The organism is Nocardioides sp. SRI_004, assembly GCF_057586415.1.
Genome location: NZ_JBYCZV010000017.1, coordinates 111,976 through 118,930 on the forward strand (window position 1 = coordinate 111,976; position 6,955 = coordinate 118,930).

The following is a 6,955-nucleotide window of genomic DNA, read 5'->3' on the forward strand; positions in this document are numbered from 1 at the left end:
GGTACCCAAGAACGCTGGGAGGAGTCCAAGTGTCAGACAAAGCGTGGCTGTGAGCCGCGCTGCCCCGTCGCGGGCTCCGGGACGCTCAGTCGGCGACGAGGCCGAGGCGGAGGTACTCGGCCGCGTAGGTGCCGTGCAGCAGCAGCGACGCGTAGCGCGCGACCTCGCCGACGGCCTCCGAGGAGACGTGCTCGATGCGCACGTCGTGAGCGGTCGCGCCCTCCTCGAGGCGGATCCGCTGGTCGCGGACCACCGGGTCGTCGACGCCGTCGTCGAGGATCACCAGCACCGGGCGCCGGTCGCCCGTGTCGTCGGCGAACGGGTCGGCGAAGACGTTGCGCGGACGCGCGGCCTCGATGACGGGGAGCAGGTGCTCGGCGTCGCCGGCGAGGGCCGTGCGCCCGGAGGTACGACGGGTCGACTCCGCGACCCGGCGGGCGGCCCGGGCGGCGAGCACCGACCCGCCCCAGATCAGCGGGCTGGCGTCGGCCAGCGAGATCGCCAGCATCTTGGCCGGGTTGATCGAGATGTCGCGGTGCGGCGAGCAGGCGATCGCGACCGCGTCCAGCGCCTCCGCGACCGACTCGGGGTCGGCGGTCGGGCCGAGGTGGACCTGGTCGAGGAAGGACAGCATCGCGACCGCCGTGGCGAGCTGGTCGCCGGTGCTGGTCGGCAGCAGCGTCGCCCAGCGGCCGGTGGCGTGCTCGGCGACGACCGAGTCGCGGGGCGTCGCGACGACCAGCTGGCAGCCGCGACGGGCGGCCTCGGCCACGGCCAGCGCCGTCCCCGCGTCACCGCCCTCCGGGGCGAGCACGACCACGAGGTCGAGGCTCCCGGCCCAGCCGGGCAGCGCCGGCGACGGCCACGCCACGAACGGGACCGGGCAGAACGGCTCGAGCACCGCCCGCAGCAGGCGGGAGTCCGGGCCCGCGGCGATCACCGCACGCGGCCGGGCCTCGCTGGCCCGCGCCACCGCCTCGGCGATCGCGTCCGCGGAGTCGCCGACCTCACGTCGTACCCGGGCTCCGGACTCGGCGAGCGTGCGCAGGCGGAGGTCCGCCGACGCGAGCGCGCCCTCGTCGTCCAGCCGGGACTCGTCGAACCAGACCATGCCGCTCCCCTGTCTCCGGTGGGCTAGGCGGGCTTGCGGGCCTCGTCGACGAGCAGCACCGGGATGCCGTCGCGCACGGGGTAGGCCAGGCCGCAGCCGCTGCAGACCAGCTCGGTCGCGTCACCGGCAGCGGTGAGCGCCAGGTCGGACCGGCAGGCCGGGCACACGATGATCGCCAGCAGCTCCGGCGAGATCTCGGGGGCGCTCACTGCTCGCCCCTGATGGTGGTGAGGACCTCGTCGCGGACTCGGGCCATGGTGGACTCGTCCTTCCCTTCGGCGTTGAGCCGCAGCAGCGGCTCGGTGTTGGAGGCGCGGACGTTGAACGCCCAGTCCGCGTGGCTGACGGTGAGGCCGTCGAGCTTGTCGACGCTCACGCCGTCCTTCGAGCTCCAGGTCTGCTCGAGCTCGGCCAGCACGGCCGCCTGGTCGGCCACCGTGCTGTTGATCTCGCCGCTCAGCGGATAGCGCTCGTACGACGCCAGCAGGGTCGACAGCGGCACGTCGGCCTCGGCGAGGGCGGCCATCGCGTGCAGCGCGGCCAGCATCCCGGAGTCGGCGCGCCAGAAGTCGCGGAAGTAGAAGTGGCCGCTGTGCTCGCCGCCGAAGATCGCGTCGGTCTCGGCCATGGTGGCCTTGATGTAGGAGTGGCCGACCCGGGTCCGGACGGGCGTGCCGCCGAGCTCGGCGACGATCTCCGGCACGGCGCGGGAGGTGATCAGGTTGTGGATCACCGTCGCGCCGGGCTCCTTGGCGAGCTCGCGGGCGGCGATGAGGGCGGTCAGCGTCGAGGGCGAGACCAGCTCGCCGCGCTCGTCGACGAGGAAGCAGCGGTCGGCGTCGCCGTCGAAGGCCAGGCCGATGTCGGCACCCTCCGCGAGCACCCGCTTCTGCAGGTCGACCAGGTTGGCCGGCTCGATCGGGTTGGCCTCGTGGTTGGGGAACGTGCCGTCGAGCTCGAAGTACATCGGCACCATCTCGACCTGGTCGGCGAGCCGGTCGAAGACCGCGGGCGCGGTGTGCCCGGCCATGCCGTTGCCGGCGTCGACGACGACCCGGATGCGGCGACCCGTGACCGGCGCGAGCGACAGCAGGTGCGCGGCGTAGGCCTGGAGTACGTCGTGCGAGCCGATGGAGCCCGACCCGCCACCGTTCGCGACGGCCGTGCCGGTCGCCACGCGGTCGCGGATCTCGGCCAGGCCGCTCTCCATGCCGACCGGCTGCGCGAACGCGCGGCACATCTTGATGCCGTTGTACTGCGCGGGGTTGTGGCTGGCCGTGAACATCGCCCCCGGCAGGCCGAGGTGGCCCGAGGCGAAGTAGAGCTGGTCGGTCGACGCGAGGCCGATCATGGTGACGTCGGCGCCGGCTCCGGTCGCGCCGTCGGCGAACGCACCCGCGAGGGCGGGCGAGCTGGGCCGCATGTCGTAGCCGACCACGATCGCGTCGACACCGAGCACCTCGACGTACGCCGCTCCGGTCGCGCGCGCCAGGTCCTCGTCGAGCTGCTCGCCGACGATGCCGCGAACGTCGTAGGCCTTGAAGACCTTGCTCAGGTTGTCCGGTGAGGTCGTGGCACTGGCCATGACCCGGACACTAGTGCACGACTGTCCCCGCCGGACTACTCGGTGGTGAGCATGCGCAGGTGGCCCTTGCGGGCGACCTCACGGCCGCTCTCGCGCGGCTGCTCGACCACCGGCTGCGGGACCGGACGAGCCGCCTCCCGGACGGCGTCGGCGAGCGCGAGCAGGTCGTCGCCGCTCGGTCCCTGCTGCTGGGTGCCGAGGGAGAGCCGGACGACCTCCCAGCCGCGCGGTGCGGAGAGCCGCTCGCTGTGCTGGTCGCACAGGTCGTAGGCGTGGGGCTCCGCGAAGGTGGCGAGCGGTCCGAGGACGGCGGTGGAGTCGGCGTACACATAGGTCAGGGTCGCAACCGCACGCCGGGCGCACGCGGTGCGCGAGCAGGTGCGCATGCCCTGCGGTGCCGGAATCGCGCTCACGCGGCAGACGGTACCGCCCGGAGGGTGATCCGCTGGATAGGCTCGCTGGACGATGAGTGAGGACGAGGAGACCCGGGTCGCCCGCCCGCGGCGCGACCGTCGCGGACGCGGCATGCGCGGCCCCGCGGTCCTGCCGCTGACCTGGCCGGACACCAGCCACCGCCCGCCGCGGCCGTTGCGCCGCCGCGAGCTGTTCGACCGGATCATGCTCGACGTCGTCACCGAGATCGACGCGCGCTGGTCGCAGCACCTCGGCCTGCTGGAGTACGCCGTCGAGGACACCCCGCAGCTGCCGGACGACTGGGACTCCGGCCACGTGCCGCTGTCGTCGCTCGTGCGCGGGAGCGGTACGAAACCCACCCGCCTCGTCGTGTTCCGCCGGCCCCTGGAGCACCGCGCGGGCGACCGGGCCGACCTCGAGGCGATCATCCTCACCGTCGTGGTGGAGCAGGTCGCCGAGCTGCTCGGGATCGAGCCGGCCGAGGTGGACCCGCGCTACCCCGGCGACGACGACTGATCAGCCGGTCAGTCGGGCTCGACGACCGGGATCTCGGCCCGCAGCTCCGCCGGCCGCACCCGCAGGGTCGCCAGTCCCGGCCGCCTGCCGCCGGTGGCCGCCAGGACGACCGCCTGGATCCGGGTGTTGCGGGAGACGACCGAGATCGACGCGGCGTCGTCCGGCAGGCTGAGCGTGGCGCCGCGGTCGGTGCCGATCTCCACCTTGTCCGCGCGGATCTCCTTGCCGGCGGCGTCGTAGGACACGACGTCGACCACTGCCGTGCGCTCGGCGCCGCCGAGCACGACGCTCTTCCGGCCCGAGGGGACGACGGCCGCGGCCGGCTCGTCGAGCGAGGGCGTCGGCGCCAGCAGCACGAGGTCGTCACCGGACAGCGCCATGAAGGACGACGCCACCGGCCCGGACGCCTCGAGCTCGATGCCGACGACGCCGTCCGCGGTCGCGCCCTTGAACAGCTTGGTGAGGTCGACCGTCTCCATCGCCTGGGGCGGGACCGAGATCTCCGGGGCGCCGGTGGGCGTGAAGGCGGCCTGCTCGGTCACGAACCGGACGGCGACGCGCACCTCGTCGTCCCCCGGGTTGGCGAGCTGGAGGGTCGGCTGCGCGGGCTTCTTCGGGACGCCGAGGATCAGGCTGCTGCTGGAGGGGCTCGTGTCCGCGGGGAGGAAGTCGGTGCTCACCACGCCACGGCCGAGCGGGTCCCAGGTGTTGCGCGCGGTCGCGGTGACCCGGCCCCGGACGACGGTCAGGTGGGCGGCGGTCGCCTCGGCGCGCGGGGCGGCCGTGGCGAGGTCGATGCGCTTCACGCCGTGCGGCGGCACCTCGATGCCGCGCAGCGCGGGCTCCTCGACGGGACCCGTGGCGTCGTGGAGGGCGAGGTCGACGACCGCGTCGCCGTCGTCGGGGTTCACCAGCTCGATCGTGGTGGCGTAGCGGGCCGACGCCCCGACGCCCACCAGCCACTCGTCGTACGACGGTCCGCGGCACTCGGGCACCGCGAGCTCGCCGTCCCGTCCGGCCGCGATGCCCGGGGCCGCGGCGCCACGGCCGTCGAGGACGGTGGGACCGGTGCTCGACGGCACCTCGACGGTGCTGCCCTGCTCGACCGTGACCGGCTTGCCGGCCTTGGTGGCGCTGCTGCCGGAGGCGCCGCGCGCGGCGGGCGCCGTGGCGACCGCGAGTTCACCACCCGGCACGTCGGGGGTCCGGGTCACGCGGACGGCACCGTCGTCGCCGGTCAGTCCGCCCGGGCAGACCATCGTGGCGGACGTCAGGGCGGAGGTCGTGGGCGGCTGTGGGCCGGACAGCGGGTTGTCCTCGCCGCCGATGACGCCGACGCTCAGCGCGACGACGGCGGGGGCGGCGATCGCGAGGGCGACCAGGAGGTCGATGCGGCGGCCGCGGGAGACCGACGCGCGGCGGCCGGCGCCGGCCTTCTCGGTGGATCCGGGCTCAGTCATCACGGCTCCTTCGCAGGGGCGGGAGGGCCAGCACGACGAGGACCGGGATCGCGATCCCCTGCACGAGCAGGAGCAGCGCGCGGACCCAGTCGTGGTGCTCGGGCAGCGGTCCGGGTGCGGGGTCGACCTGCCAGGCGCGGGTGCCGCGGCTCGAGCTGGCCTGGACCAGACCGGAGGTGGCGTCGAGGCTGGAGGCCACGGATCCGTCGGCCGGGGCCGCCTGGACGACGTACAGGATCCCGCGACGCGACAGCTCCTGCACCGCGTCGGGATCGGGCGCGGTGACCAGGCTCCGGATGACCGCGGTGACCTCGGCGTCCTCGGGGGTCAGCGCGGCGATCTCGTCCTCGCCGAGGGTCATGCCGTCGCCGCGGTGGACCTCGTAGGAGAGCCCGTCAGCGATGCTGCCGCGCAGCACGAGGATGCCGTCCTGGTCGGCCTGCTCGGCGCGCTGTGCCATGTAGACGGGCACGTCGGACGGCGGGTCGTCGGTCAGGTCCTCGCCGCCCCACACCGCGAACCAGACCAGCCCGACCAGCGGGGCCACCAGCCCGGCGAGGCCGGCGAGCGCGAGGCCGGCCTGGACCGGCCTCCTCTGGTCGCCGAGGTGGTGCAGCGAGAGGCCACCGAGCAGGGCGGCGGTGAGCCACGCGCCCTGCAGGACGAGCAGCACGATGCCGAGGCCCGGCTGCTGGCCGTCTCCCCCGGCGAGGCCGACCGAGGTCACCGCGAGCGGGACCCCGACGGCGGCGGTCACGGCGGCGACCACCCAGCAGGCCACGACCGGGATCCGGGTGGCCGCTGGGATGAGCGACAGCAGGGCGAGGACGGGGAGGACGAGTCCGACGGCCGCGGGGGCGCCGAGGTCGCCGACCCGGCCCGCCAGCAGGTCCCAGCCGGACGTCGCGGCGCTCGGCCAGCGGCCGATGTCGAGCACGAGCGTGCCGGCGGCGCCCTCGAGGACGGCCGGCAGCCACCACGGCACCAGCACGAGGAGCGGGACGGCGAGCGCGGCCACCGGCGGCCCCCACACGGACCGCTCCCGGACCTCCCCCGGCGCGAGCCGGAACGCGAAGCCGACCAGCACGCCGATCAGCACCGCGAGGACCAGCCAGGACGACGGCGCGACCGCGGTCAGCAGGGCGAGCGCGAGGCCGGTGCGCCAGCCGGCCCGCCAGCGGTGCGCGGCATCGGGGTCGGCGAAGCCGAGGGCGGCGTGCGCGAGCCACGGCAGGATCGCGGACGCGACGACCACGCCCCAGCGCCCGCCACCCCAGGCACCGGACGCGAGCGGCACGAGCGCCCACATGACCGACCCCCACAGGAGCAGCCAGCGCGGCGCGCCGTACGGCGTCACGAAGCGGCCCACCACCCGCAGGAAGCGCCAGGCACCCCACAGCGCGACCGGCGCCGCGAGGGCCATCACCAGGCTGATCAGCGTGGAGGGGCCGACCGGCCAGGCGAGGAGGGCGAGCGGGAGCACGTACGCCGGCGCGGGCACGTCGGAGCCGAAGCCGATCGGGTGCCACCCCTCGACGTGCAGCCGCCACCAGTCGCCGGCACTGCCCGGGGTGGGCGACAGCGCACCCCCGCTGAAGCCACCGACGATGTCGCGAACGCCGATGAGCAGCGCCAGGACGACGAGGGCCGTGGCCATCGCGGTGGGGCTGGTGAAGAACCGGACGACCCAGCCGGTGTCGGCGTAGTCGTCCTCCTCGTCGCGGTGGCGCGCCGGCGGCGGCGCGACGGCGGCATCGCGCTCGGCGGCCGCGGCGCGACGCCGCTCGGCGAGGTGCACCCCACGCGCTTCTTCGGCATCCCGCGGGTCTGGGAGAAGATCAAGACCGGCATCTCCGCCAAGCTCGCCGC

The 6,955-nt window shown here is 74.9% G+C and carries 7 protein-coding genes; 1 reads left to right on the forward strand and 6 read right to left on the reverse strand.

All coding sequences use genetic code 11. From position 1 onward, the window contains the following. Positions 1-85: 85 nt before the first annotated feature. Genes AC2YHB_RS20970 through AC2YHB_RS20985 form a run of 4 tightly spaced genes read right to left on the reverse strand, consistent with a single transcriptional unit; the run spans position 86 to position 3,082 of the window. A complete protein-coding gene (locus AC2YHB_RS20970; protein WP_179647725.1) occupies positions 86-1,111 on the reverse strand; it encodes an SIS domain-containing protein in 1,026 nt (341 codons plus the stop codon). Between the two features lie 23 nt (positions 1,112-1,134). Next, positions 1,135-1,320, reverse strand: coding sequence for a Trm112 family protein (locus AC2YHB_RS20975; protein ID WP_179647726.1), 186 nt, complete (start codon positions 1,318-1,320; stop codon positions 1,135-1,137). Then, positions 1,317-2,696 (reverse strand): phosphomannomutase/phosphoglucomutase, encoded by a 1,380-nt coding sequence (locus AC2YHB_RS20980; protein ID WP_036541317.1) that lies wholly within the window; start codon positions 2,694-2,696, stop codon positions 1,317-1,319. The genes AC2YHB_RS20975 and AC2YHB_RS20980 overlap by 4 nt, the downstream gene beginning before the upstream one ends. A 35-nt stretch (positions 2,697-2,731) precedes the next feature. After that, entirely contained in the window at positions 2,732-3,082 is a 351-nt protein-coding gene (locus AC2YHB_RS20985) for a DUF3499 domain-containing protein (RefSeq protein ID WP_036541315.1), read from the reverse strand. 79 nt (positions 3,083-3,161) lie between these two features. Here AC2YHB_RS20985 and AC2YHB_RS20990 point away from each other — a divergent pair, with 79 nt between their 5' ends. Next, the gene (locus AC2YHB_RS20990) at positions 3,162-3,626 is read left to right on the forward strand and encodes a metallopeptidase family protein (RefSeq protein ID WP_036541313.1); all 465 of its coding nucleotides are present in this window, start codon (positions 3,162-3,164) and stop codon (positions 3,624-3,626) included. Between the two features lie 8 nt (positions 3,627-3,634). Here the strand turns inward: AC2YHB_RS20990 and AC2YHB_RS20995 are convergent, their stop codons facing one another. Together AC2YHB_RS20995 and AC2YHB_RS21000 are read right to left on the reverse strand one after the other, a co-directional pair. Continuing rightward, positions 3,635-5,086, reverse strand: coding sequence for a DUF5719 family protein (locus AC2YHB_RS20995; protein WP_179647727.1), 1,452 nt, complete (start codon positions 5,084-5,086; stop codon positions 3,635-3,637). Continuing rightward, positions 5,079-6,743: a hypothetical protein gene (locus tag AC2YHB_RS21000; RefSeq protein WP_487354552.1), complete on the reverse strand. Its 1,665-nt coding sequence runs from the start codon at positions 6,741-6,743 to the stop codon at positions 5,079-5,081. The genes AC2YHB_RS20995 and AC2YHB_RS21000 overlap by 8 nt, the downstream gene beginning before the upstream one ends. Positions 6,744-6,955: the final 212 nt, after the last annotated feature.